The organism is Pseudomonas sp. Sample_20, assembly GCF_004307585.1.
In the GTDB taxonomy this organism is placed as follows: Bacteria; Pseudomonadota; Gammaproteobacteria; order Pseudomonadales; family Pseudomonadaceae; genus Aquipseudomonas; species Aquipseudomonas atacamensis.
Genome location: NZ_RCOA01000020.1, coordinates 217985 through 242607 on the forward strand (window position 1 = coordinate 217985; position 24623 = coordinate 242607).

24 protein-coding genes are annotated in these 24623 nt (G+C 61.5%); 17 read left to right on the forward strand and 7 right to left on the reverse strand.

Annotated elements, in window-relative coordinates; translation table 11 throughout:
• Nucleotides 1-52 precede the first annotated feature (52 nt).
• The 5 genes from D8U70_RS04640 (at nucleotide 53) to D8U70_RS04660 (ending at nucleotide 3868) form a co-directional block, all read left to right on the forward strand.
• Nucleotides 53-961: a LysR substrate-binding domain-containing protein gene (locus D8U70_RS04640; RefSeq protein WP_122748256.1), complete on the forward strand. Its 909-nt coding sequence runs from the start codon at nucleotides 53-55 to the stop codon at nucleotides 959-961.
• Nucleotides 962-1296: 335 nt separating this feature from the next.
• Complete coding sequence (gene purE / locus D8U70_RS04645; protein WP_007954291.1) at nucleotides 1297-1788, forward strand: 5-(carboxyamino)imidazole ribonucleotide mutase; 492 nt, start codon at nucleotides 1297-1299, stop codon at nucleotides 1786-1788.
• Between the two features lie 10 nt (nucleotides 1789-1798).
• Nucleotides 1799-2881: a 5-(carboxyamino)imidazole ribonucleotide synthase gene (locus tag D8U70_RS04650; protein ID WP_110644538.1), complete on the forward strand. Its 1083-nt coding sequence runs from the start codon at nucleotides 1799-1801 to the stop codon at nucleotides 2879-2881.
• Nucleotides 2882-2992: 111 nt separating this feature from the next.
• Nucleotides 2993-3238 (forward strand): GlsB/YeaQ/YmgE family stress response membrane protein, encoded by a 246-nt coding sequence (locus D8U70_RS04655; protein ID WP_016772475.1) that lies wholly within the window; start codon nucleotides 2993-2995, stop codon nucleotides 3236-3238.
• Nucleotides 3239-3331: 93 nt separating this feature from the next.
• On the forward strand, nucleotides 3332-3868 hold the full coding sequence (locus D8U70_RS04660; RefSeq protein ID WP_056790934.1) for a DUF3299 domain-containing protein: 537 nt from the start codon (nucleotides 3332-3334) through the stop codon (nucleotides 3866-3868).
• Nucleotides 3869-4061: 193 nt separating this feature from the next.
• Here the strand turns inward: D8U70_RS04660 and D8U70_RS04665 are convergent, their stop codons facing one another.
• Both D8U70_RS04665 and D8U70_RS04670 read right to left on the reverse strand, forming a co-directional pair.
• On the reverse strand, nucleotides 4062-4961 hold the full coding sequence (locus D8U70_RS04665) for a D-hexose-6-phosphate mutarotase (RefSeq protein ID WP_073470878.1): 900 nt from the start codon (nucleotides 4959-4961) through the stop codon (nucleotides 4062-4064).
• A 57-nt stretch (nucleotides 4962-5018) separates the two neighbouring features.
• Entirely contained in the window at nucleotides 5019-5423 is a 405-nt protein-coding gene (locus D8U70_RS04670) for an acyl-CoA thioesterase (protein WP_003229628.1), read from the reverse strand.
• A gap of 377 nt (nucleotides 5424-5800) precedes the next feature.
• On the opposite strand from D8U70_RS04670, the gene D8U70_RS04675 reads away from it, so the two are divergent.
• The 8 genes from D8U70_RS04675 to D8U70_RS04710 all read left to right on the forward strand — a co-directional run bounded on the left by D8U70_RS04675 (nucleotide 5801) and on the right by D8U70_RS04710 (nucleotide 16688).
• On the forward strand, nucleotides 5801-7099 hold the full coding sequence (locus D8U70_RS04675; protein ID WP_073470879.1) for an MFS transporter: 1299 nt from the start codon (nucleotides 5801-5803) through the stop codon (nucleotides 7097-7099).
• A gap of 240 nt (nucleotides 7100-7339) precedes the next feature.
• The gene (locus D8U70_RS04680; RefSeq protein ID WP_016772480.1) at nucleotides 7340-8338 is read left to right on the forward strand and encodes a phosphate ABC transporter substrate-binding protein PstS; all 999 of its coding nucleotides are present in this window, start codon (nucleotides 7340-7342) and stop codon (nucleotides 8336-8338) included.
• Nucleotides 8339-8557: 219 nt separating this feature from the next.
• The gene (locus tag D8U70_RS04685; protein ID WP_024014834.1) at nucleotides 8558-10843 is read left to right on the forward strand and encodes an ABC transporter permease subunit; all 2286 of its coding nucleotides are present in this window, start codon (nucleotides 8558-8560) and stop codon (nucleotides 10841-10843) included.
• Nucleotides 10844-10859: 16 nt separating this feature from the next.
• Complete coding sequence (gene pstA, locus D8U70_RS04690; RefSeq protein ID WP_016772481.1) at nucleotides 10860-12530, forward strand: phosphate ABC transporter permease PstA; 1671 nt, start codon at nucleotides 10860-10862, stop codon at nucleotides 12528-12530.
• A gap of 95 nt (nucleotides 12531-12625) precedes the next feature.
• Entirely contained in the window at nucleotides 12626-13459 is an 834-nt protein-coding gene (gene pstB, locus D8U70_RS04695) for a phosphate ABC transporter ATP-binding protein PstB (RefSeq protein ID WP_016772482.1), read from the forward strand.
• A 126-nt stretch (nucleotides 13460-13585) separates the two neighbouring features.
• Nucleotides 13586-14347 carry a phosphate signaling complex protein PhoU gene (gene phoU, locus D8U70_RS04700; protein ID WP_016772483.1) on the forward strand — a complete coding sequence of 254 codons (762 nt, stop codon included), beginning with the start codon at nucleotides 13586-13588 and terminating at the stop codon, nucleotides 14345-14347.
• Nucleotides 14348-14536: 189 nt separating this feature from the next.
• A complete protein-coding gene (locus D8U70_RS04705; protein ID WP_056790928.1) occupies nucleotides 14537-15475 on the forward strand; it encodes a response regulator in 939 nt (312 codons plus the stop codon).
• 316 nt (nucleotides 15476-15791) lie between these two features.
• Complete coding sequence (locus tag D8U70_RS04710; RefSeq protein WP_130928400.1) at nucleotides 15792-16688, forward strand: M23 family metallopeptidase; 897 nt, start codon at nucleotides 15792-15794, stop codon at nucleotides 16686-16688.
• 172 nt (nucleotides 16689-16860) lie between these two features.
• Here the strand turns inward: D8U70_RS04710 and D8U70_RS04715 are convergent, their stop codons facing one another.
• The 3 genes from D8U70_RS04715 to phoB all read right to left on the reverse strand — a co-directional run bounded on the left by D8U70_RS04715 (nucleotide 16861) and on the right by phoB (nucleotide 20439).
• Entirely contained in the window at nucleotides 16861-18201 is a 1341-nt protein-coding gene (locus D8U70_RS04715) for a hemolysin family protein (RefSeq protein ID WP_016772486.1), read from the reverse strand.
• Between the two features lie 123 nt (nucleotides 18202-18324).
• Nucleotides 18325-19611 carry a phosphate regulon sensor histidine kinase PhoR gene (gene phoR, locus D8U70_RS04720; protein WP_241149644.1) on the reverse strand — a complete coding sequence of 429 codons (1287 nt, stop codon included), beginning with the start codon at nucleotides 19609-19611 and terminating at the stop codon, nucleotides 18325-18327.
• 138 nt (nucleotides 19612-19749) lie between these two features.
• Nucleotides 19750-20439: a phosphate regulon transcriptional regulator PhoB gene (gene phoB / locus D8U70_RS04725; protein WP_007896474.1), complete on the reverse strand. Its 690-nt coding sequence runs from the start codon at nucleotides 20437-20439 to the stop codon at nucleotides 19750-19752.
• A 151-nt stretch (nucleotides 20440-20590) separates the two neighbouring features.
• On the opposite strand from phoB, the gene D8U70_RS04730 reads away from it, so the two are divergent.
• Entirely contained in the window at nucleotides 20591-20974 is a 384-nt protein-coding gene (locus tag D8U70_RS04730; protein ID WP_071172081.1) for a hypothetical protein, read from the forward strand.
• A gap of 115 nt (nucleotides 20975-21089) precedes the next feature.
• On the opposite strand, the gene ubiA is transcribed toward D8U70_RS04730, so the two are convergent.
• Nucleotides 21090-21980 (reverse strand): 4-hydroxybenzoate octaprenyltransferase, encoded by an 891-nt coding sequence (gene ubiA / locus D8U70_RS04735; RefSeq protein ID WP_041476601.1) that lies wholly within the window; start codon nucleotides 21978-21980, stop codon nucleotides 21090-21092.
• The gene (locus D8U70_RS04740) at nucleotides 21980-22540 is read right to left on the reverse strand and encodes a chorismate lyase (RefSeq protein ID WP_071172082.1); all 561 of its coding nucleotides are present in this window, start codon (nucleotides 22538-22540) and stop codon (nucleotides 21980-21982) included. Before D8U70_RS04740 ends, ubiA begins: the two co-directional genes overlap by 1 nt.
• A 201-nt stretch (nucleotides 22541-22741) precedes the next feature.
• On the opposite strand from D8U70_RS04740, the gene D8U70_RS04745 reads away from it, so the two are divergent.
• The 3 genes from D8U70_RS04745 (at nucleotide 22742) to D8U70_RS04755 (ending at nucleotide 24544) form a co-directional block, all read left to right on the forward strand.
• Nucleotides 22742-22909: a rubredoxin gene (locus D8U70_RS04745; RefSeq protein WP_003177199.1), complete on the forward strand. Its 168-nt coding sequence runs from the start codon at nucleotides 22742-22744 to the stop codon at nucleotides 22907-22909.
• A gap of 20 nt (nucleotides 22910-22929) precedes the next feature.
• Entirely contained in the window at nucleotides 22930-24078 is a 1149-nt protein-coding gene (locus D8U70_RS04750) for an FAD-dependent oxidoreductase (protein WP_130928401.1), read from the forward strand.
• A gap of 190 nt (nucleotides 24079-24268) precedes the next feature.
• The gene (locus D8U70_RS04755) at nucleotides 24269-24544 is read left to right on the forward strand and encodes an HU family DNA-binding protein (protein WP_003213368.1); all 276 of its coding nucleotides are present in this window, start codon (nucleotides 24269-24271) and stop codon (nucleotides 24542-24544) included.
• Nucleotides 24545-24623 lie beyond the last annotated feature (79 nt).

The window sequence follows — 24623 nt, forward strand, 5'->3', positions numbered from 1 at the left end:
CGCCTGTGCGGCAGACGTGTGACCTGTTTTGGTGCGTGTCCGGGAGGACGTGATGAATCTGGAAAGCAAATGGCTCGAGGACTTCAGTGCCCTGGCCGCCACCCGCAGCTTCTCGCAGGCGGCCGAACGGCGCTTCGTGACTCAGCCGGCATTCAGTCGGCGGATCCGCAGCCTCGAAGCGGCGCTGGGACTGACCTTGGTCAATCGCTCGCGCACGCCGGTCGAACTGACGGCGGCGGGGCAGTTGTTTCTGGTGACCGCGCGCACCGTGGTCGAACAACTCGGTGAAGTGCTGCGCCATCTGCATCATCTGGAAGGCGGGCAGGGCGAGGTCATGCAAGTCGCAGCGGCGCACTCGCTGGCGCTGGGCTTTTTCCCGCGCTGGATCGCCCAGTTGCGCAACGAAGGGCTGAACATCGCCACGCGGCTGGTGGCGACCAACGTTGGCGACGCCGTGCACGCTTTGCGTGAAGGTGGCTGCGATCTGATGCTGGCGTTCTACGACCCGGATTCGGCGATGCAGATGGACCCGGAAATCTTCCCGTCGCTGCATTTGGGCCAGACCGAGATGCTGCCGGTGTGCGCGGCGGATCTGGATGGCAAACCGCTGTTCGATCTGGAAGGCGAGGCGAGTGTGCCGTTGCTGGCGTACAGCGCCGGGGCGTTTCTCGGCCGTTCGGTGAATGGATTGTTGCGCCAGCGCCAGTTGCGCTTCACCACGATCTACGAAACCGCCATGGCCGACAGCCTGAAAAGCATGGCCTTGGAAGGCCTCGGCATCGCCTGGGTGCCGCAACTGAGCGTACGCGCTGAGCTGGCCCGCGGGGAACTCGTGGTGTGCGGCGGCCCGCAATGGCATGTGCCGCTGGAGATTCGTTTGTACCGCTGCGCCCTGGTGCGCAAGGCCAACGTGCGGTTGCTGTGGCGCAAGCTGGAAGGCGGCGCTGCCCAAAACACTTGAAGCTGATGAAGATCGAATGTGGGAGCGAGCCTGCTCGCGAATGCGCAGTGTCAGGCCCTGAGGTATCGTCTGACACAACGCTTTCGCGAGCAGGCTCGCTCCCACAGGGGGATTTTTGCGCTGTTCTTTCGCTGACCTCAAGGTCAATAAAACCGGGCCTTTCGCTCATTTGACAGATGGTCGTTTCGGGGGCTGTTTATTGCTTTCTTTGCGGTATACTGCGCGGCCTTCGGCCGGCACGTCCGGCCATTTTTCGTACAATCAAGCCACGCAACCTGCGTGGCTTGTTGTTTTATGACGCGCCCGCGGGCGCTCCAGAGAGAAGAGGCGCGACGATGAGTGCACTGGTTGGCGTGATCATGGGCTCCAAGTCCGATTGGTCCACCCTTAGCCACACCGCCGATATGCTGGAAAAGCTCGGCATCCCGTACGAGGTCAAGGTGGTTTCCGCCCACCGCACCCCGGATCTGCTGTTCCAGTACGCCGAAGAGGCTGAAGGCCGCGGCATCGAGGTGATCATCGCCGGTGCCGGTGGCGCCGCCCACTTGCCAGGCATGTGTGCGGCCAAGACCCACCTGCCGGTGCTGGGCGTGCCGGTGCAGTCGGCCATGCTCTCGGGCGTCGATTCGCTGCTGTCGATCGTGCAGATGCCAGCTGGCATTCCGGTTGCTACCCTGGCCATCGGCAAGGCTGGCGCAATCAACGCCGCCCTGCTCTCGGCGAGCATCCTCGGCGCCAAGCACCCGCAATTTCACGCGGTACTGAAAACCTTCCGTGCCGAGCAGACAGACAGCGTCCTGGACAATCCAGACCCACGTATTGCCTGAGGTTGTTGAGATGAAGATCGGTGTAATCGGTGGCGGCCAGTTGGGTCGCATGTTGGCCCTGGCGGGCACTCCGCTGGGGATGAACTTCGCTTTTCTCGACCCTGCGCCGGACGCTTGCGCCGCTGCGTTGGGCGAACACCTGCGGGCCGATTACGGCGATCAGGATCATCTGCGCCAACTGGCCGATGAAGTCGATCTGGTGACCTTCGAATTCGAAAGCGTCCCGGCCGAAACCGTGGCGTTTCTCTCGCAATTCGTGCCGGTCTACCCGAGCGCCGAAGCCCTGCGCATCGCTCGTGATCGCTGGTTCGAAAAGAGCATGTTCAAGGACCTCGGCATTCCGACCCCGGCCTTCGCCGACATCCAGTCGCAAGCCGATCTGGAAGCCGCCGTCGCTTCGATCGGTCTGCCGGCCGTGCTGAAAACCCGCACCCTGGGTTATGACGGCAAGGGCCAGAAAGTCCTGCGCAAGCCGGAAGATGTTGCCGGTACGTTCGCCGAACTGGGCAGCGTTGCCTGCCTGCTGGAAGGCTTCGTGCCATTCACCGGCGAAGTGTCGCTGATCGCCGTGCGTGCCCGCGATGGCGAAACGAAGTTCTATCCACTGGTGCACAACACCCACGACAGCGGCATTCTCAAGCTGTCGGTGGCCAGCACCGATCACCCGTTGCAGGCGCTGGCGGAAGATTATTCCAGTCGCGTGCTCAAGCACCTCGACTACGTCGGCGTGATGGCTTTCGAGTTTTTCGAAGTCGACGGTGGCCTCAAAGCCAACGAAATCGCCCCGCGCGTGCACAACTCCGGGCACTGGACCACCGAAGGTGCCGAGTGCAGCCAGTTTGAAAACCACCTGCGTGCCGTGGCCGGCCTGCCGCTGGGTTCGACCGCCAAGGTCGGCGAGAGCGCGATGCTCAACTTCATCGGCGTAGTGCCGCCGGTGGAAAAAGTCATCGCCATCGAAGACTGCCATCTGCATCACTACGGCAAAGCTTTCAAGGCCGGACGCAAGGTTGGCCACGCCAACCTGCGCTGCGCCGACATGGTCACGCTGCAAGCGCAGATCATCAAGGTCCAAGCGCTGATCGCCGAGTAAACCAGTTTCATGTGGCAGCGGCGGAACCATTCAGGGGCCGCCGTTCTCTCATGGCAGGATGCCAAAGTCTGTCTAGGCTTTGGCATATCTACCAAATCAGAGGGAAATGCCATGGGAATTATCGGAACCATCTTTATCGGCTTGATCGTCGGCCTGCTGGCTCGGTTCCTGAAACCGGGCGATGACAGCATGGGCTGGATCATGACCATCCTGCTCGGTATCGGCGGTTCGCTGGCAGCCACCTACGGCGGCCAGGCTCTGGGCATCTATCAGGCGGGCGAGGGCGCGGGTTTCCTCGGCGCACTGGTCGGCGCTGTCGTGTTGCTGGTGATCTACGGTCTGATCAAAAAGAACTGATCGAAAGCGACAAAGCCCTCTCGGCCATCACGGCCGGGAGGGCTAGAATGCGCGGCGACTCACCGTCCATTCCTTTGCCTGCCGAGCACCTTCATGCGCCGTCTTCTGTTGACTCTCCTCTTGCTGGGCAGCTATCTCGCCCACGCCGGCGAACTGCCGGAAACCGACTGGCTGGAACTGATGCCCAAGTCGGACCAAAAGGCCCTCGAGGCCATGCCGGAAATCGACCACAACTCCCCCGAAGCCACCGGCACCTTCACCGAGAAAGGCGGGATGAAGCAGGCCAAAGGTCTGCCGGCGGTGATGTATTCGACGAAAACCGTGGCGTCGATGAACGACAAGCACATCCGCATCGGTGGTTACCCGGTGCCGCTGGAGTCCGATGCCAAGGGCCGCAGCACGTTGTTCTTCCTCGTGCCGTATCCGGGCGCCTGCATCCACGTACCGCCACCGCCGCCCAATCAACTGGTGCTGGTGCGATATCCGAAAGGGTTGAAGCTGGAGGACATCTACACACCGCTGTGGGTGACCGGCACGCTGAAGATCGAGAAGGTCAGCAATGACCTGGCGGATGCGGCGTATGCGCTGGAGGCGGAGAAGGTGCGGGTGGTGCAGGAGGCTGACCTCTAAAGCGCGCCACAGATAAATGTAGGAGTGAGTCTTTTTGGTGAAAGGATTTATCTATGGCGAGGGGATTTATCCCCGCTGGACTGCGCAGCAGGCCCCAGCTTTTGATTTAAAAAAAGCGGGGGCCGCTGCGCGACCCAGCGGGGATAAATCCCCTCGCCACAGGGCTCTTTGCCCTTTTGTATGGTGCTAGAGCCTAGAGCGGCGTAGCAGCTACGCTGACACCCATCGTATGGCGCGCCCCCGGCGCCAGGGTCACCAGATCATCCATCACGTTCGCCGTTTCGATGCACAGCATGCGCTGCCAGCCATCGTTGTCCATGTCCGGCAGTGCGGCGGCGCGGTCGATCCATGGGTTCCAGATCACCGCCGTGCGCGAGCCGGTGGAGGTCAGCACGATGCGTCGTTCCCAGGTCGGATCAACGATGCTCAATTGCGGCGGAACGTCGAGGTAGATGCGGTCGGTCTCGCCGGCGAAATGCAGATCGCCGCTCTGGCTGGCCGTGTTCCAGTCATCCAGGGTCTCGATATAATTCAGCCCGGCCACGCCGTCGACATGCACATTACGCACGTCACTCACGGCGAAATAGGTGTGCAGCGCCTGACTCAGCGTGACGCTGTCAGTACCACGGTTATGGCTGGTCAGGCTGTAATGCAGTTGATCCGCCAGATGCAGGGTCAGGGTCAGATCGACTTCGTGGGGCCAGCCCGGCAGGCCACCTTCCGGGTAGGGCAGCTTGAACTCGACCTTGATGCCGTCAGCCTCTGATTCGATGTTGCCCAACTGCCAGTCCATCGCCCGCACCAGACCGTGCGCGGGGGCCGGTTGCGCGCCGGTGTACATGGCCTGCACGCTGCTCGGGTTGCGTTCGAATTTGCCGAACCACGGCCAGCACACCGGCACGCCGGCGCGGATGCTCTTGCCGGTCTTGAACTCGGCCTTGTCGTTGAGCCAGATGATCGGCGGCTGGCCGTCGATCTGATAACTGAGGATGTGCGCGCCTTGCTGGGCCACCAGCACTTCGGCCTTGCCGTGGCGGATGCGCCAGCAGTTCAGTTCATCCTGTTTCACGGCTTCAACGTTGGGCGTGTTCATGGGCAACTCTCGATCAGACACTGGGGACGACTATCGACCGCAAAACGGCCGCGAGGTTTAACGCGCGCGTGGCGGCACCGAACGGGTGCGACCGCTTCCGTCGATGGCGACGAAGACGAAAACCGCTTCGGTGACCTTGCGCCATTCGCTGGACAGTGGGTCATCGCTCCACACTTCGACCATCATCTGGATCGAGCTGCGGCCGATTTCCAGGGTCTGGGTATAAAAGGACAACTGCGCGCCGACCGCGACCGGGACGAGAAACGCCATGCGGTCGATGGCGACAGTGGCAACGCGGCCACCGGCCACCCGGCTGGCCATGGCGGTGCCGGCCAGATCCATCTGCGCGACCAGCCAGCCGCCGAAAATATCGCCGAAGCCGTTGGTTTCGCGCGGGAGTGCGGTGATTTGCAGGGCCAGGTCGCCCTGTGGGATCGGATCTTCTTGTTCGAGCTCTATCATGCCGAGGGGCCTCTGACCCGTGACTCTTCGTGGGTATTGCGGGTGGTAGCCGTCTTCAAGAAAAACGATTCAACACCGAACACACTGCGTTCGTCACGTTTTCCATCAGGCGCCTAAAGGGAAACTCTGCGAAAAAGGCTAAATCCCGAGCAAAGGACGGGCCAACAACGTTTTCGCACAGCAACCTCTTACAAATCCTGCGCAGGTGGCGAGTATATCGGTCGATAGACCCCGCGACGACCACCCGGTTCTGATTTCGACCGTCAATTACGCGCCTCTATGTGCTTTTTCGAACAATTTGCTATGGTGCCGAACCTGTCCGAGCCACCGCCAGCGTTGTTGTGGCGACAGATTCGACTATAAGAGAAGCCCTTGCCATGACCACAGCGCCTTCGAGCCTCGCGCAGCCCGAGCAACCCGCACGACCGTTGACCCGCAATGACTACAAGACTCTGTCGCTGTCCGCCCTCGGCGGGGCGCTGGAGTTCTATGATTTCATCATCTTCGTTTTCTTCGCCACCGTCGTCGGCAAGCTGTTCTTCCCGGCCGACATGCCCGAGTGGCTGCGGTTGATGCAGACCTTCGGCATCTTCGCCGCCGGCTATCTGGCGCGCCCTTTGGGCGGCATCGTCATGGCGCACTTCGGTGATCTGCTGGGGCGCAAGAAGATGTTCACCCTGAGCATTTTCATGATGGCCGTGCCGACCCTGATCATGGGCCTGCTGCCGACCTACGCGCAGATCGGCATCTGGGCGCCGATCCTGTTGCTGCTGATGCGGGTGATCCAGGGTGCGGCGATTGGCGGTGAGGTGCCGGGGGCGTGGGTCTTCGTTTCCGAACACGTACCGCAAAAGCACATCGGTTATGCCTGCGGCACGCTCACCAGCGGCCTGACTGCCGGGATCCTCCTCGGCTCGCTGGTCGCCACGGCGATCAACAGCATTTATACGCCAGCCGAAGTGTCGGATTACGCCTGGCGGATCCCGTTCCTGCTCGGCGGCGTGTTCGGCCTGTTCTCTGTGTACCTGCGCCGCTGGCTGCACGAAACTCCGGTGTTCGCCGAACTGCAACTGCGCAAGGCACTGGCCGAAGAAGTGCCGTTGCGCGCGGTGCTGCGTGATCATCGCGGCGCCATCGCCATTTCGATGCTGCTGACCTGGCTGCTGTCGGCCGGCGTCGTCGTAGTGATCCTGATGACCCCGACCGTGCTGCAAACGGTCTACCACTTCTCGCCAACCACCGCGCTGCAAGCCAACAGTCTGGCGATCGTCTTCCTCAGCCTCGGCTGCATTGGCGCCGGCGCGTTGGCTGATCGCTTCGGCGCCGGTCGCGTATTCGTGTTCGGTTGCCTGGGCCTGCTGATCAGCTCCTGGACCTTCTACCACAGCCTCGCCGACCACCCGGACTGGCTGTTCCCGCTGTACGCACTGACCGGTTTGCTGGTCGGCACCATCGGCGCGGTGCCGTACGTGATGGTCAAAGCGTTCCCGCCGGTGGTTCGCTTCAGTGGCTTGTCGTTCTCGTACAACGTCGCTTACGCGATCTTCGGTGGCTTGACGCCGATGGTGGTGAGCCTGCTGCTGAAAGAAAGCGCGATGGGGCCTGCTTACTATGTAGCGGTGCTGTGCGGGATGGGGATTGTGGTAGGTGCGTGGCTGTGGAAGAAGGGGCGTTGATTTTCTCTCCCGCCTGATCGTTCCCACGCTCCGCGTGGGAATGCATCCTGTGACGCTCCGCGTCACGTCTCAAATGCGGACGCAGAGCGTCCATGGCGGCGTTCCCACGCAGAGCGCGGGAACGATCTGTCGCGACATGCTGGCCTTTCATCCAATTGTCATATTTCAGCCATAGAGTGTTCACATGGCCTGCTGATACTTGGCCCCGACTTAACACACCCTATCTGCTAGGAGTAAGGCATGAAACTGAAGCGTTTGATGGCGGCAATGACTTTTGTCGCTGCTGGCGTTGCGACTGCCAACGCGTTCGCCGCTGTTGACCCTGCTATCCCGAGCTACACCAAGACCACTGGTGTGTCGGGCAACCTGTCCAGCGTCGGTTCCGATACCCTGGCCAACCTCATGACCCTGTGGGCTGAGAACTACAAAAAAGAATACCCGAACGTCAACATCCAGATTCAGGCTGCCGGTTCTTCCACCGCGCCACCTGCACTCACCGAAGGCACCGCCAACCTGGGCCCGATGAGCCGCAAGATGAAGGACAACGAGCTGCAGGCTTTCGAACAGAAGTACGGCTACAAGCCGACCGCAATCCCGGTTGCCGTGGATGCCCTGGCGGTGTTCGTGCACAAGGACAACCCGATCAAGCACCTGACCATGGCTCAAGTCGATGCGATCTTCTCCTCGACGCGTCTGTGCGGTGCCAAAGCTGACGTCAAGACCTGGGGCGACCTGGGCGTGACCGGTGACCTGGCCAACAAGCCGGTCCAGCTGTTCGGCCGTAACTCGGTGTCCGGCACCTACGGCTACTTCAAGGAAGAAGCCCTGTGCAAAGGCGACTACAAGCCTAACGTCAACGAACAACCAGGTTCGGCGTCGGTGGTGCAGTCGATCAGCAGCTCGCTTAACGGCGTCGGCTACTCGGGCATCGGCTACAAGACCGCCAGCGTGAAAACCGTCGCCCTGGCCAAGAAAGAAGGCGGCGAGTTCATCGAAGACACCGAAGAAAACGCCCTGAACGGCAAGTATCCGCTGTCGCGCTTCCTCTACGTTTACGTCAACAAAGCCCCGAACAAGCCTCTGGCCCCGCTGGAAGCCGAGTTCGTGAAGCTGGTGCTGTCGAAGCAGGGCCAGGAAGTGGTAGTGAAAGACGGATACATCCCGCTGCCAGCCAAGGTTGCCGCCAAGGCACTGGCTGACCTCGGTCTGCAAGAAGGCGGCGCTGTCGCCAAGAAGTAACACCCTGAGGCCGGCCTGAAGCCGGACTCCTGTGGGAGCGAGCCTGCTCGCGAAGGGGGGTCACATGCAGCATCGATGTGACTGACCCGACGCCTTGGCGAACAGCCGCGCTCCTGCAACCACCAAATTTTCGACTCCGCTGCCGGACTTCCGGCTGGCGGATTTGCTGCGTCACTGCACTGTCATCTTTCTGTCATACAGGATCGCTAGGGTGTGCGCATGAATGATCTGGCCAATTCCCCAATGACTACGTCTTCCCCTCCCAAGCGCATTGATTTCAATACGCCTGAGCTGCAACGCAAACGCCGCATCCGCGCGCTCAAGGATCGCTTCACCCGTTGGTACGTCCTCGTCGGCGGCCTGGCGGTGCTCGCGGCCATCACCCTGATCTTCTTCTTCCTCGCCTACGTCGTTGCGCCACTGTTTCAAGGCGCCGACCTGACCGCGAAAGACTCGATCACCCCGGCCTGGATGCAGGACGCCGGCAAGCCGCTGATGATCTCGCTCGAAGAGCAAAATCAGGTGGCCATGCGTGTATCCGACAAGGGCCAGGCGCTGTTCTTCGATCTCGACAGTGGCGCTGAATTGAGGCGTGTCGATCTGCCGCTGCCTGCGGGCGCTACCGTGACGTCTATTGGCGAAGACCAGCCGGGTCATCCGCTGGTGGCCGTGGGTCTGTCCAACGGTCAGGCGCTGGTGTTCCGTCATACCTATAAAGTCAGCTACCCCGATGGCAAGAAAACCATCAGCCCGGCCATCGAATATCCCTATGGCGAGGCACCGATCGCGCTGAACGAAAGCGGCGGCGCGCTGGAGCATGTCAGCCTCAATGCCACCGACTCGACGCTGATGCTGGTCGGCTCCACTGGCTCGCAACTCAACGTGCTTTCGCTGACCAGCGAAGAAAACATGATGACCGGCGAAGTCACCAACGAGCAGACGCGCATCGATCTGCCGCAGATGACCGAGCCGGTGAAAAACATCTTCGTCGACCCGCGCCAGCAGTGGCTGTACGTGGTCAACGGTCGTGCTCAGGCCGACGTGTTCAGCCTGCGCGACAAGAGCCTTAACGGGCGCTACAAACTGCTGGAAAACGCTGACGCTCAAGTCACTGCCACCGCGCAGCTGGTCGGCGGTATCTCGCTGATCGTCGGCGATTCCAAGGGCGGTCTGGCCCAGTGGTTCATGGCTCGCGATACCGATGGCGAGCAGCGTCTGAAGCAGATCCGCACCTTTCAGATGGGCACCACGCCGATCGTTGAAATCGCTGCCGAAGAGCGCCGCAAAGGCTTCCTCGCCCTTGATGCCAGCGGCAAGCTCGGCGTGTTCCACAGCACTGCACACCGCACGTTGCTGGTCGATCAGGTGGTTGAAGGCCAAGGCCTGTTCGGTCTGTCGCCGCGCGCCAACCGAGTGATCGTCGAAGCCGGCGGCAAGCTGCAGCCGTTGCTGCTCGACAATCCGCACCCGGAAGTATCGTGGAGCGCGCTGTGGAGCAAGGTCTGGTACGAGAACTACGACGAGCCTAAATACGTCTGGCAATCGACTGCGGCCAACACTGATTTCGAACCGAAACTGAGCCTCTCGCCGCTGACCTTCGGCACCCTGAAAGCCGCGTTCTACGCGATGCTGCTGGCCGCGCCACTGGCCGTCGCTGCGGCGATCTACACCGCGTACTTCATGGCCCCGGGCATGCGCCGCAAGGTCAAACCGGTGATCGAGCTGATGGAAGCGATGCCGACGGTGATCCTCGGTTTCTTCGCCGGCCTGTTCCTCGCGCCGTACGTAGAAGGCCATCTGCCGGGCATCTTCAGCCTGCTGATGTTGCTGCCGATCGGCATTCTGGTCGCCGGCTTCACCTTCAGCCGCCTGCCCGAATCGATCCGCCTGAAAGTCCCGGACGGTTGGGAAAGTGCGCTGCTGATTCCGGTGATCCTGTTTGTGGGCTGGCTCTCGCTGTACATGAGCCCGTTCATGGAGAACTGGTTCTTCGGCGGCGACATGCGCATGTGGATCTCCCATGACCTGGGCATCACCTACGACCAGCGCAACGCTCTGGTGGTCGGTCTGGCCATGGGTTTCGCGGTGATCCCGAACATCTACTCGATCGCCGAAGACGCCGTGTTCAGTGTGCCGCGCGGCCTGACCCTGGGTTCGCTGGCCTTGGGTGCGACGCCGTGGCAGACCATGACCCGCGTGGTGATCCTGACCGCCAGCCCGGGCATTTTCTCGGCGCTGATGATCGGCATGGGCCGTGCGGTCGGCGAAACCATGATCGTGCTGATGGCCACCGGCAACACCCCGGTGATGGAGATGAACCTGTTCGAAGGCCTGCGCACCCTGGCCGCCAACGTCGCGGTGGAAATGCCCGAGTCGGAAGTCGGCGGCAGCCACTACCGCGTGCTGTTCCTCTCGGCGCTGGTGCTGCTGTTGTTCACCTTCGTCATGAACACCCTGGCAGAACTGATTCGTCAGCGTCTGCGCAAGAAATACTCGTCGCTTTAAGCAAAGGTAGAAGTCTGTGAAACAGAACTCCCTGAAAGGATGGTTCAAGAGCGGCGCCCCGGGCGTCTGGATCAGCGGTGGCGCGGTGTCCATCGCGGTCATCATGACCATTGGCCTGTTGGCGGTGATTGCCGTGCGCGGTCTCGGTCACTTCTGGCCGGCGGACCTGATCCACGCCCATTACGACGTACCGGGCCAGGCCAATCACCTGGTGATCGGCGAAGTGGTGCAGAAAGAAGAAGTGCCGCGCGCACGTCTGAAGAGCGCCGGTCTGCCGGTGCCGGACGAAGGTCCGGAATTCATGACCCGCGAGCTGATCAAGGTCGGCAACCGTGACCTGAACGGCAACGACTTCACCTGGATCGTCGGCGAGTGGCTGACCAAGCAGACCACACCGCCAGAATTGATGGCGATCGAGCGTCGCGAGTGGGGCAACTTCTACGGCTATCTGGTCAACGTCAAACAGGATGGCAAGGTCATCGCCGAGGGCGAGGCCGCATGGCCTGAACTGCAAGCGCGCATCGATCGGGTGAACGATCTCGCGGCTCAACTGAAGACGCTGGAAAAAACCGACATCGGCGCGATCAACGCCGGTCTTGAACGCATCCGATTGCATGGGCGCAAACTCGAGCTGGAAGGCAAACTCGACGCCACCGCACAAGCGGACATGGAATCCGAGCGCGCCGAACTGGACGCGCGCTACAAGGACATCGAAGCACGTCTGTCTGATTTGCATGCACAGTTCAACCGCGACGCCTTGACCGCCCGTGACGCCAACGGCAAGGAAATCGAAATCGGTCTGGGCAAAGTCGTGCATGCCTACCAGCCAAACGGCATGAGCACCTTGACCAAGGTTGGTTTCTACTTCAGCAAGATCTGGGAATTCCTCTCCGACGACCCGCGTGAAGCGAACACCGAAGGCGGGATCTTCCCGGCGATCTTCGGCACCGTGATGATGACCCTGATCATGGCGATGATCGTCACCCCGTTCGGCGTGCTGGCAGCGGTGTACCTGCGCGAATACGCCAAGCAGAACACCCTGACCCGGGTCATTCGCATTGCGGTGAACAACCTCGCCGGCGTACCGGCGATCGTTTACGGCGTGTTCGGCCTGGGCTTCTTCGTCTACGTGCTGGGTGGCTCGGTCGACCGCTTGTTCTTCCCTGAAGCTCTGCCGGCGCCGACCTTCGGTACGCCGGGCCTGCTCTGGGCTTCGCTGACCCTCGCGCTACTGGCGGTACCGGTGGTGATCGTGGCGACCGAAGAAGGTCTGGCGCGGATTCCCCGCACAGTGCGTGAAGGTTCGCTGGCCCTCGGCGCGACCAAAGCGGAAACGCTGTGGAAAATCGTCATCCCGATGGCCAGCCCGGCCATGATGACCGGGATGATCCTCGCCGTGGCCCGCGCCGCCGGTGAAGTGGCGCCGCTGATGTTGGTGGGTGTGGTGAAACTGGCGCCGTCGCTGCCGGTGGACGGCAACTACCCGTATCTGCACCTGGACCAGAAGATCATGCACCTGGGCTTCCACATCTATGACGTCGGCTTCCAGAGCCCCAACGTCGAAGCAGCCCGCCCGCTGGTGTACGCCACCGCGCTGCTGCTGGTGCTGGTGATCGCGACGCTGAACCTGTCGGCGGTGTATATCCGCAACCACCTGCGCGAAAAATACAAAGCACTGGATAGCTAAAGCCCTTAGCCACAAGCGGCAAGCTACAAGCCGCTTTTGCTCAAACTTGCAGCTTGCAGCCAGAAGCTTGCAGCTACGAACGGAGTGAGAACCCCATGCAGCACGAAACACACAGCCACGGCATCAACATGTCTGCCCTGGGCCGCGACAAGCAGAGCCTGGACCTGGCGCAGGAAACCGTTGCCATCGAAGTACCGGGCCTGAGCCTGTACTACGGCGAGAAACAGGCACTGTTCGACGTCAGCATGAACATCCCGAAGCAGCGCGTGACCGCGTTCATCGGCCCGTCCGGCTGCGGTAAGTCGACGCTGCTGCGTACCTTCAACCGGATGAACGATCTGGTCGACGGCTGCCGTGTCGAGGGCGCGATCAACCTGTACGGCAACAACATCTATCGCAAGGGCGAAGACGTTGCCGAACTGCGTCGTCGCGTCGGCATGGTGTTCCAGAAGCCCAACCCGTTCCCGAAGACCATCTACGAAAACGTGGTCTATGGCCTGCGCATCCAGGGCATCAACAAGAAGCGCATCCTCGACGAAGCCGTTGAGTGGGCGTTGAAAGGCGCGGCATTGTGGGACGAGGTCAAAGACCGTCTGCACGACTCGGCCCTCGGCCTTTCCGGCGGTCAGCAACAGCGTCTGGTGATCGCGCGCACCATCGCGGTTGAGCCGGAAGTGCTGCTGCTCGACGAACCGTGCTCCGCTCTCGACCCGATCTCGACGCTGAAAGTCGAAGAGCTGATCTACGAGCTGAAGTCCAAGTTCACCATCGTCATCGTTACCCACAACATGCAACAGGCGGCACGGGTATCCGACTACACCGCGTTCATGTACATGGGCAAACTGGTGGAATTCGGCGACACCGATACCCTGTTCACCAATCCGGCGAAGAAGCAGACCGAAGACTACATCACCGGTCGCTATGGCTGATTGGGGCAGCTGCAAGCCGCAAGCTTCAAGCTTCAAGCGGCAAGAAAGAATTGGTGCGATATCAGGACTTACACATAACTGCTTGAAGCTTGCAGCTTGAAGCTTGCAACTTTCGCGGAGCGAACAATGATTTCCAAAGAAGGCCTTACCCATCACATTTCCGCGCAGTTCAACGCTGAACTGGAGGAAGTGCGCAGCCACCTCCTTGCCATGGGCGGGCTGGTCGAGAAGCAGGTCAACGACGCGGTCACGGCGCTGATCGAGGCCGATTCCGGCCTGGCTCAGCAGGTGCGTGAGATCGACGACCAGATCAACCAGATGGAACGCAACATCGACGAAGAATGCCTGCGCATTCTCGCCCGTCGTCAGCCAGCGGCGTCGGACCTGCGCTTGATCATCAGCATTTCCAAGTCGGTGATCGACCTTGAGCGTATCGGCGACGAAGCCACCAAGATCGCCCGTCGTGCCATCCAGTTGTGCGAAGAAGGTGAAGCGCCGCGTGGTTACGTCGAGGTTCGTCACATTGGCGACCAGGTGCGCAACATGGTTCGTGATGCGCTTGACGCCTTCGCCCGTTTCGACGCTGATCTGGCCTTGTCGGTGGCGCAGTACGACAAGATCATCGACCGCGAATACAAAACCGCCCTGCGGGAGCTGGCCACCTACATGATGGAAGACCCGCGCTCTATCTCGCGGGTGCTGAGCATCATCTGGGTCCTGCGTTCGCTGGAGCGCATCGGCGATCATGCGCGCAACATCTCTGAACTGGTGATCTACCTGGTGCGCGGCACCGACGTGCGCCACATGGGCCTCAAGCGCATGAAAGAAGAAGTTGAAGGCACAAGCGCTGAAACCGCTAATGTTCCGGGCGAAGCTGACGATAAGTAAGATTGCCTGAGAAAAGCGCCCGGCCCTCTGGCCGGGCGTTTTTGTTTCTGCTTTTCGGAGGCAGATACGGATCGGAAAGCGAATTAAAAAGCAGCACCCGCGAACGAAAAGTCCCGGCGTGACTGAAGAGTTTTGGCAATGTGCCATCAGCCAGCGTTATGCTTGCCGGGATTTTAATAGGGGTGTTGGATGAGCAAGATCAGTGTGTTGGTCGTGGACGATGCTTCGTTCATTCGTGACCTGGTGAAAAAGTGCCTGCGTAATTACTTCCCGGGGATCCGCACCGAGGACGCCATCAACGGCAAAAAGGCCCAGGCGATGCTGGCCAAAGAGGCTTTCGACCTGGTGCTGTGTGACTGGGAAATGCCGGAAATGTCCGGCCTCGAACTGCTGACCTGGTGCCGCGAGCAGGACAACCTCAAGACCATGCCGTTCGTCATGGTCACCAGCCGTGGCGACAAGGAAAACGTCGTGCAGGCGATTCAGGCCGGCGTATCCGGTTACGTCAGCAAGCCGTTCACCAACGAGCAGCTGCTGACCAAGGTCAAGCAGGCACTGAACAAGGTCGGCAAGCTCGACACCTTGATGAACAGCGCGCCGACCAAAATGAACTCGGCGTTCGGCAACGATTCCCTGAGCGCACTGACCGGCGGCAAGCCTGCCGTGGTCGGCGGCGCTGCGGCCAGGCCTGCCGCTGCCGCTACTGCACCCGCTCCAGCCGCTGCGCCGTCGCGCGGTTTGCTCAACAGCCCGCCAGTTCAGGCGCCCGGTGCATCCAAGGCGCCGGTGGGCGGTCGTGGTCAGGGCCAGTTGCGCCTGCCGAGCGGTACTCAGCAATGCGTGATCAAGGCCTTGAGCATCAAGGAAGCCCTGCTGGTAGTGAAGCGCACCGAAACCCTGCCGCAGATCCTCGACAGCGCCGTGCTCGATCTGGAGCAGGGTGACAACGCCGAGATCGCGCGGCTCAACGGTTACCTGCACGCCATCGTCGCCCACGAGCAGAAAGCCGACAGCGACTGGCTGCAACTGACCTTCCGCTTTGTCGACCAGGATGCGCAGAAGCTCGACTACATCTCGCGCCTGATCGCCCGTGGCACGGCGCAGAAGCATTTCGTACCGGGCGCGTAAGCTTCGTCGCCTGATAGGCCGCCTTCGCGAGCAGGCTCGCTCCCACCCTGGAACGCATTCCAAATGTGGGAGCGAGCCTGCTCGCGAAGGGGCCAGCCGAAACACCACTTGTCTCCGATGCTCTGATCGTTCCCACGCGCAGCAAAGGAATGCCTCAACCGGACGCTCCGCGTCCTCTGTGCAGGGGACGCAGAGCGTCCCGGGCTGCATCCCCACGCAGAGCGTGGGGACGATCATTTGAAACATCTGTCGACTAGCCTGGTCTGTCTCAGCTGCTAGGCTGATTCCCAGGCCTTCCTTCGACAGACTTTTGCCCATGCTCGCGCGCCTGCTGTTTTTCTGCGGTCTCTGCCTGGCCTCCCAGCTGGCGATGGCCATGACCATCTACAAATCCACCGACGCCAACGGCGTGGTCTCGTACAGCGACCGCCCGAGCAAAGGCGCGAAAGTGTTCGTGTTTCAGGACCGCATGGTCGAGCGCCTCGACCGCCAGGTGTACCTGGACATCAAGAAGCAGAAGGGCGTCGACGTGGTGTTTGCGCGCAACGATCTGTACGCGCCGGTCGAGGTTGCCCTGGCCTTCATCGGCACGAGCAATGTGCGTGGCGTGCCTGCGCGGGCGATCCGTCGCGTGCTGCCACCGCGCAGCAACACGCGGCTGGCGCTGCTGACGGCGATCAGTCGTGACCAGCCGCTGGTGTATTCGCCGCAGTTCCAGTATTCGCTGGGCGACCCCGCAGGCACCGCGCAGAGCTATCGCTATCCGCTGCCCTGGCGTGGCGGGCCGTTTCGCCTGAGTCAGGGCGCCAACGGCCAATACAGCCACTACGGGCCGAAGAACCGCTACGCCATGGACATCGCCATGCCGGTGGGCACGCCGATCATCGCCGCGCGAGCGGGAGTAGTGGTCAAGACCGAGAACTACCAGAGCGGGCGCGGCACCGATGCCTCCGGCAATTTCGTCCGGGTGCTGCACGACGACGGCACCATGGGCGTGTACCTGCATCTGAAACAGGGTTCGGTGAGCGTGCGCGAAGGCCAGCGGGTCAAGGTCGGCAGCCCGCTGGCGCTGTCCGGCAACACCGGCAACAGCAGCGGCCCGCACCTGCATTTCGTGGTGCAGCGCAATACCGGCGAAGGACTGGTGTCGATTCCCTATCAGTTCAACCAGCCGCTGGGGGCGTTGCCCAACTTTGCGTTGGGCAAGCAGTAGGCGCGATAGGGTGTTGAGGGTTTTTGTGGCGAGGGGATTTATCCCCGTTGGGCCGCGAAGCGGCCCCAAATATTGCGACTCTGTACTAACTGACTGCATTCAATGGTTTTGGGACGGCTGCGCCGTCCAACGGGGATAAATCCCCTCGCCACAAGAGCCCCCCAAACTCCCATCAATCCAGCATCAACACCTTGGCCAGGACAATCTTTGGCCCTTTCATCTTCTTGATGATGATGCGCAGGCCTTCGACTTCCAGCACTTCTTCCTCTTCCGGCACCCGTTTCAGGGTTTCGTAAACCAGCCCGGCGAGAGTTTCCGCTTCGATGTGATCGAGATCGATGCCCAGCAGACGTTCAACCTTGAACAACGGCGTATCGCCACGCACCAGCAACTTGCCCGGCTGATAGGCAAGGATGCCGCGCTCTGCCTTGCGGTGTTCGTCCTGAATGTCGCCGACCAGCACTTCCAGCACGTCTTCCATGGTCAGGTAGCCGATGATGTTGCCGTCAGCCTCCTCGACCACGGCGAAGTGCGAGCCACCCTTGCGGAACTGCTCCAGCAGCTGCGACAGCGGCATGTGCCGCGATACGCGCTCCAGCGGGCGGGTCAGCTCGGCCAGGTTGAACGACTCGGGAATGTGGTCCAGCGCGGCCAGTTCCAGCAGCAGATCCTTGATGTGCAGCAGGCCGACGAACTCCTGGCGCTCGCTGTCGTACACCGGATAACGGCTGAACTTGTGGCGACGGAACATCGCCAGGATTTCCTTCAGCGGCGCGTTGAATTCCAGGGTGATCAGGTCTTCGCGGGAGTTGGCCCAGTCGACCACTTCCAGCTCGCCCATTTCCACGGCCGAGGCCAATACGCGCATGCCCTGATCGCTGGGATCCTGGCCACGGCTGGAGTGCAGGATCAGTTTCAGTTCTTCGCGGCTGTAATGGTGTTCATGGTGCGGGCCGGGTTCACCTTGCCCGGCGATACGCAGAATCGCGTTGGCGCTGGCATTGAGCAGGTAGATCGCCGGGTACATCGCCCAGTAGAACAGGTACAGCGGCACCGCCGTCCACAGCGACAGCAGCTCGGGTTTGCGGATCGCCCACGACTTGGGCGCCAGCTCGCCGACCACGATGTGCAGGTACGAAATGATGAAGAACGCGGTGAAGAACGACACGCCTTTGATAATCTCGGGCGAGTCGACGCCGACCGCGCTCAGCAGCGGTTCGAGAATATGCGCGAACGCCGGCTCACCGACCCAGCCCAGACCGAGAGAGGCGAGGGTGATGCCGAGCTGGCACGCCGACAGGTAGGCATCGAGCTGACTGTGCACGGTGCGCAGGATGTGTCCGCGCCAGCCGTGTTGTTCAGCGATGGCCTCGACCCGGGTCGAGCGCAGTTTGACCATGGCGAATTCCGCCGCAACGAAAAAGCCGTTGAGCAACACCAGGATCAGAGCAAAAAGGATCATGCCGAAGTCGGCAAAAATGGTCGCGAGGGACAAGCCAGGGGAAGGGTCCATGATGGAGTTTTGCGGGTTCCGTGTGATTCGAAAGTGGGGAGAAACAGCGCCTGAAAGGCAGGCACAAGTCAGCCAATGTAGCGGCTGACCGTGCGATTGCCTAGTGGCGTGTGCCGGGCGGCATCACTCGGCGGCGCTGATCGCCCGTGCGCTGGCCACCTGGGCCGGGGCGAAATGGCAGGTGAACGTGCTGCCGTGGCCGGGCACGCTGCTGATCTCCATGCGCGCGCGGTGGCGCAGCAGCACGTGCTTGACGATGGCCAGGCCGAGGCCGGTGCCGCCGGTGTTGGAGTTGCGGCTGGAATCGACGCGGTAGAAACGTTCGGTCAGGCGCGGCAAGTGTTTGCTGTCGATGCCGATGCCGGAATCCTGCACGCTCAGGTGCGCGCCCTGATCGTCGCCCCACCAGCGAATGCGGATGTTGCCCTCGGCCGGGGTGTACTTGACCGCGTTGAACACCAGATTGGAAAACGCACTGCGCAGCTCGGCCTCGCTGCCCTTGAGCAGCACTGCGGCATTGGCCTCGAGGCTGATGCGCTGGTTCTTCGCCCCGGACAACTGCTGCGCATCGCTGGTGATCGATTGCAGCAGTGTGTCGATCTGCACCGGCTGGTTGTCCGACGGATAGTCGGTGGCTTCCAGCTTGGCCAGCAGCAACAGGTCGTTGAGCAGCGTCTGCATGCGCCCGCCCTGTTGCTGCATCTGTTGCAGGGCTCGGCTCCAGCGCGGGTTCACTTCCTCGACATTGTCCAGCAGGGTTTCCAGATAGCCGCAGATCACCGTCAGCGGTGTGCGCAGCTCGTGGGAGACGTTGGCGATGAAGTCCTTGCGCATCTGTTCCAGCTGATGAATGCGCGTCACGTCGCGGACCAGCATCAGGTGTTCATTGTTGCCGTAGCGGGTCAGGTACAGCTGAATGCGCACGCGATCGTTGGTCGGCGAAGGGATTTCTAATGGCTCGGCGAAGCTGTCCTGCTCGAAGTATTCCTTGAAGCGCGGATGGCGCACCAGGTTGGTCACCGGTTGGCCGCTGTCCTGCGGAGTCTTCAGGCCGAGCAGGGTTTCGGCGGCGCGGTTCCACCATTCGAGGTTGCCGTCGCTGTCGAGCATGATGACTGCATCTTTCAGCGCGGCGGTGGATTCCTGCACCCGGTCGATCACCGCTTGCAGACGCCCGCGCACCCGTTGGTCGCGGCGTTGCAGGTGATAGATGCTGTCGAACACCTCGCCCCACAGACCATAGCCATCGGGCGGTGCTTCGTCGGGTTGATGCTGGCGCAGCCATTCGTGCAGACGCAGCAGTTGCTTGAGCGTCCAGGCCAGATAAAGCCCCAGACCCGCCGCGAGGCTCCAGCCGTAATAGCCGGTGATCAGGCCGATCACCAGGCAGGCGGTGACCAGCAACAGCATGTGGCGAATCAGGGTGCCATGCCAGTTTTGATTCACAGAGGCGTCCTTAGCCGCAGCTTCAAGTTTCAAGCCGCAAGCTCCAAGCTAAAGCGGATCGGCTGTTACTTGCCGCTTGTAGCTAAAAGCTTGCAGCTGCTTTTATGCTTTTGTAGAGAACCGATAACCGGTGCCGCGCACGGTTTGTACCAGATTTTCGTAAGCGTCGCCGAGGGCCTTGCGCAGGCGGCGGATGTGCACGTCGACGGTGCGCTCTTCGACATACACGTTGCCGCCCCAGACCTGATCGAGCAACTGGCCACGGGTGTACGCGCGTTCCTGATGGGTCATGAAGAATTGCAGCAGGCGGTATTCGGTCGGGCCCATCTCGGCGGGTTTGCCGTCGATGGTCACGCGATGGCTGATCGGGTCGAGCAGCAGGCCGCCGACTTCGATCGGCGCTTCGCCATCGGTCGGTCCGGCGCGGCGCAGCACTGCCTTGAGGCGGGCGACCAGTTCACGCGGCGAAAACGGTTTGGTGATGTAGTCGTCGGCGCCGACTTCCAGGCCCTGAATCTTGTTGTCCTCTTCGCCCTTGGCGGTGAGCATGATGATCGGGATGTCCCCGGTCAGCTCGTCACGCTTGAGGCGCCGGGCCAGTTCGATGCCCGAGGTGCCGGGCAGCATCCAGTCGAGCAGGATCAGGTCCGGTTTGCGGTCGACGATGATGGCGTGAGCCTGCTGCGAGTTCTCTGCCTCGAGGCAGTCATAGCCGGCCATTTCCAACGCCACGGCGATCATCTCGCGAATGGGCGCTTCGTCGTCGACGATCAGAATGCTCCTGCCAACCATGCCTTAATCCTCTTGTCATTTAACTGTCTTGCGCCGCATTAGATAACGGAATTATTGCAGTCGTGTGACAGTATTTCAGGCGCGCAACATTTGCACCCATCCTCGACTAAGCTCTAAGTCCGAATCCTGACAACCACAAAAGAAGGTTTCCATGACTCAGATGACTGCTTCGTTCAAAGCCCTGCTGATGGCTGCCGCCCTGACATTGCCGGGGCTGGCCATGGCGGCCGATCCGGCGATGGAAAAGGACGGCATGTACACCGATCAAAAGGGCATGACCCTGTACACCTTTGCCAAGGACTCCGCTGGCAAGTCCGCGTGCAACGACAAGTGCGCGGCAAACTGGCCGCCGCTAATGGCGACAGCGAATGACAAGTCGATGGGGGACTGGACGGTAATCACTCGTGATGATGGCAGCAAGCAATGGGCCTACCAGGGCATGCCGCTGTACACCTTTGTGATGGACAAGAAGGCCGGCGACATGACCGGCGACGGCAAAATGGACGGCGCGTGGAAAGTCGCCAAGGCCAAATAACTACGGTCCAAAACCCTGTGGGAGCGAGCCTGCTCGCGAAGCGGTGTATCAGTTATCGCAGAGGTGACTGCCATGACGCCTTCGCGAGCAGGCTCGCTCCCACAGGTGTCATGCATCAGCGCAATGCGTAATCCAGCACGATCCCGACAAAGATCGCCAAGCCTGCCCAGTGGTTATGCAAGAACGCCTGGAAGCAGCGCATGCGGTCCTTGCTGCGCGTGTACCAGAACTCCCACGCATAACATCCCGCAGCCACCAGCAAACCGAGGTGGAACCAGATCCCCAGCTCGAACTTCGACCCGGCCAGGATCAGACAGCCCAATGACAGCGCCTGCAAGCTGAGGATGATCACCCGATCTGCCTCGCCAAACAGAATCGCCGTGGATTTCACGCCGATCTTCAGGTCGTCATCGCGGTCGGTCATCGCGTAGTAAGTGTCGTAGCCCACCGTCCACAGCAGGTTGGCAATCCACAGCAGCCACGCCGCCGCTGGCAATTCTCCGGTCTCAGCGGTAAAGGCCATCGGCATGCCCCAGGAAAACGCCGCCCCCAGCACCACTTGCGGGTAGTAGGTGTAGCGCTTCATGAACGGATACGTGAATGCCAGCGCCAGACCGCCCAGCGACAGCCAGATCGTCGGTGCGTTGGTGCACAGCACCAGCAGAAAACTGATGCCCATCAGCACGGCAAAGAACACCAGCGCTTCCTTCGAGCTGATCCGGCCAGCAGCAAGAGGTCGTTGCGCGGTGCGTTTGACGTGGCCGTCGACCTTGCGGTCGGCCCAGTCGTTGATCACGCAGCCGCCGGCACGGGTCAGCACCACGCCGAGGACAAAGATGACGATGTTGGCCAGCGACGGCGAACCCTTGCCGGCAATCCACAACGCCCACAGCGTCGGCCACAGCAGCAGGTAAATGCCGATCGGCTTGTCCATGCGCGTCAACTGAACGAAATCCCAGGCGCGCGGGTTCAGACGGTTGAGGGACTTGAGCAGGCTCTGATACATCAGCAGTTCTCCGGATGGGCGCGGGCGACGTCCCACAGGCTCGGCAGGAAGATTTCCGCGACCAGCACGCTCAGCCCGCCACGATCGAAACGCGAACGCCGGCCCCACAGCTCAGGAGCTTGCACCGCTGGCGGCAACCATTGTTCAGGGTAGAGGCAGACTTCAATCACGCGGCGCTGAAATGCCCGATCGCAAAACAGCAATTCGCCCAGCGAGCGGCTACCCAGTTCATCCATGTGCAAACCATCACCTTGCAGGGCCGCCCGCGAGGCAACGCTGCGGGCAAACACCCAGGCCTCGCCGTGGCCGCGCAAATACACCTCGCGCACCCAGCCTTCGCTGCCCTCGGCCAGATCCAGTGCCGCGCATTCATCAGCGCGCAAGGTGTCCCAGCCTTCGAACAGCGGCGACACGCTGAAGCCGTCCTCGGACAAACGGGTCAAACGGCGGGTCAGCGAGCCTTCGTCGAACAACCAGTCGAGGGTCAACGGATCGGGGCGGGGCGTCAGGCGGTCTTGGGTCAGCCAGAGCGGGGCGGGGCAGGCATTTGAATGTTGCACAATGAGTCATTATTGGCCGCAAATGAGGCGGCGAGCTTACCATGGCGGGCGACAGGATTGAGCGGCGCCGGCCGCCGTTGCGCCGAACAGGCTTGCATCTGCGCGGCACCCTCAGTACAAAACGCCCTGAGCCGGATGGCAACGCAGCACCCATCGACCGTCCGCGCCGGCACTACGCCTGAACCCTGAGGAAGTACCTGAATGAAGAAGTGGCAATGTATCGTCTGTGGCCTGATCTATAACGAAGCCGATGGCTGGCCGGATGACGGCATCGCGCCGGGCACCCGCTGGGAAGACGTACCGGCAGACTGGCTGTGCCCCGACTGCGGCGTCGGCAAAATGGACTTCGAAATGATCGAAATCAACTAAGCAAATCAGAGGAGTAAGGCATGAGCGCACCAGTCGTCATCATCGGCACCGGGCTTGCGGGCTACAACCTGGCCCGCGAGTTTCGCAAGCTCGACAGCGAAACCCCGCTGCTGCTGATCACCGCCGATGACGGCCGCTCTTACTCCAAGCCGATGCTCTCCACCGGTTTCGGCAAGAACAAGGACGCCGATGGCCTGAGCATGGCTGAACCCGGCGCCATGGCCGAGCAGTTGAAGGCCGAAGTGCGCACCCACACGCGCATCAGCGGTATCGACGCTGGCCACAAACGCTTGTGGATCGGTGAAGAAGCCGTGCCCTATCGCGACCTGATTCTGGCCTGGGGCGCGGAAACCGTGCGCGTGCCGATTGAAGGCGACGGCGCGGAACTGGTATTCCCGATCAACGATCTCGAAGACTACGCGCGCTTCCGTGCCGCAGCGGTGGGCAAGCGTCGGGTGTTGTTGCTCGGCGCCGGGTTGATCGGCTGCGAATTCGCCAATGACCTGATTCTCGGCGGCTACGAAGTGCAACTGGTCGCGCCGTGCGAACAGGTCATGCCGATGCTCTTGCATCCCGCCGCTGCGGCGGCCGTGCAGGCCGGGCTGGAAAGTATCGGGGCGAAGTTTCACCTCGGCCCGGTGCTGACCCGGCTGGAGAAAGTCGCCGATGGTATGGAAGCGCACCTGTCCGACGGTCAGATCATCCCGTGCGATGTAGTAGTCTCGGCGATCGGCCTGCGCCCGCGCATCGATCTGGCGGCGGCTGCCGGCGTGCAGGTTAATCGCGGCGTGATGGTCGATCGTTACCTGAAAACCTCCCACGCCAACATCTACGCCTTGGGCGACTGCGCCGAAGTCGACGGGCTCAATCTGCTCTACGTGATGCCGCTGATGAGTTGCGCGCGCGCGTTGGCGCAAACCCTCGCAGGAAACCCGACCGCGGTCAGCTACGGGCCGATGCCGATCACCGTGAAAACCCCGGTGTGCCCGCTGGTGGTTTCGCCGCCGCCACGGGGCAGCGAAGGCATTTGGAGCGTAGAAGGGCAGGGCGCCGACATCAAAGCGCTGTGCCACAGTGCCGACGGTCAGTTGCTCGGTTACGCCCTGACCGGCGGGGCGGTCATGGAAAAACTGACCCTGAACAAACAGCTGCCGCCGCTGCTGGCGTAAATGCCGGTCGTTCTGTCGCAAACACCGCTCTTTTGCCCCGACAAAGGTCTTGGGGAGACTGGCGCCGCCGTTGGCGGCGTGCCATTCTCACTCCCGTCTGCCGCAGAGTAGAGCCTGCGGCGCCTTGGGCGCTGTTCCAACGAGAACAGCACGGACATAACAACAAAAAACCGTCAAAGGGGCTTCACTAATGCGTAAACCAGAACTCGCCGCTGCAATCGCCGAAAAGGCAGACCTGACCAAAGAACAGGCCAACCGCGTCCTCAACGCCGTCCTCGAAGAAATCACCGGCGCCCTGCACCGCAAGGACAGCGTGACGCTGGTCGGCTTCGGCACCTTCCTGCAACGCCACCGCGGCGCCCGCACCGGCAAAAACCCGCAGACCGGCGAACCGGTCAAGATCAAGGCCAGCAACACCGTGGCATTCAAGCCAGGCAAATCGTTGAAAGACAGCGTCAATCCTTGATGGCGGCGTGCTCCCCTGAATGACGGGGAGTACCGCAAATGAAAAATGGGCACACCGATTGCGGTCGGGTGCCCATTTT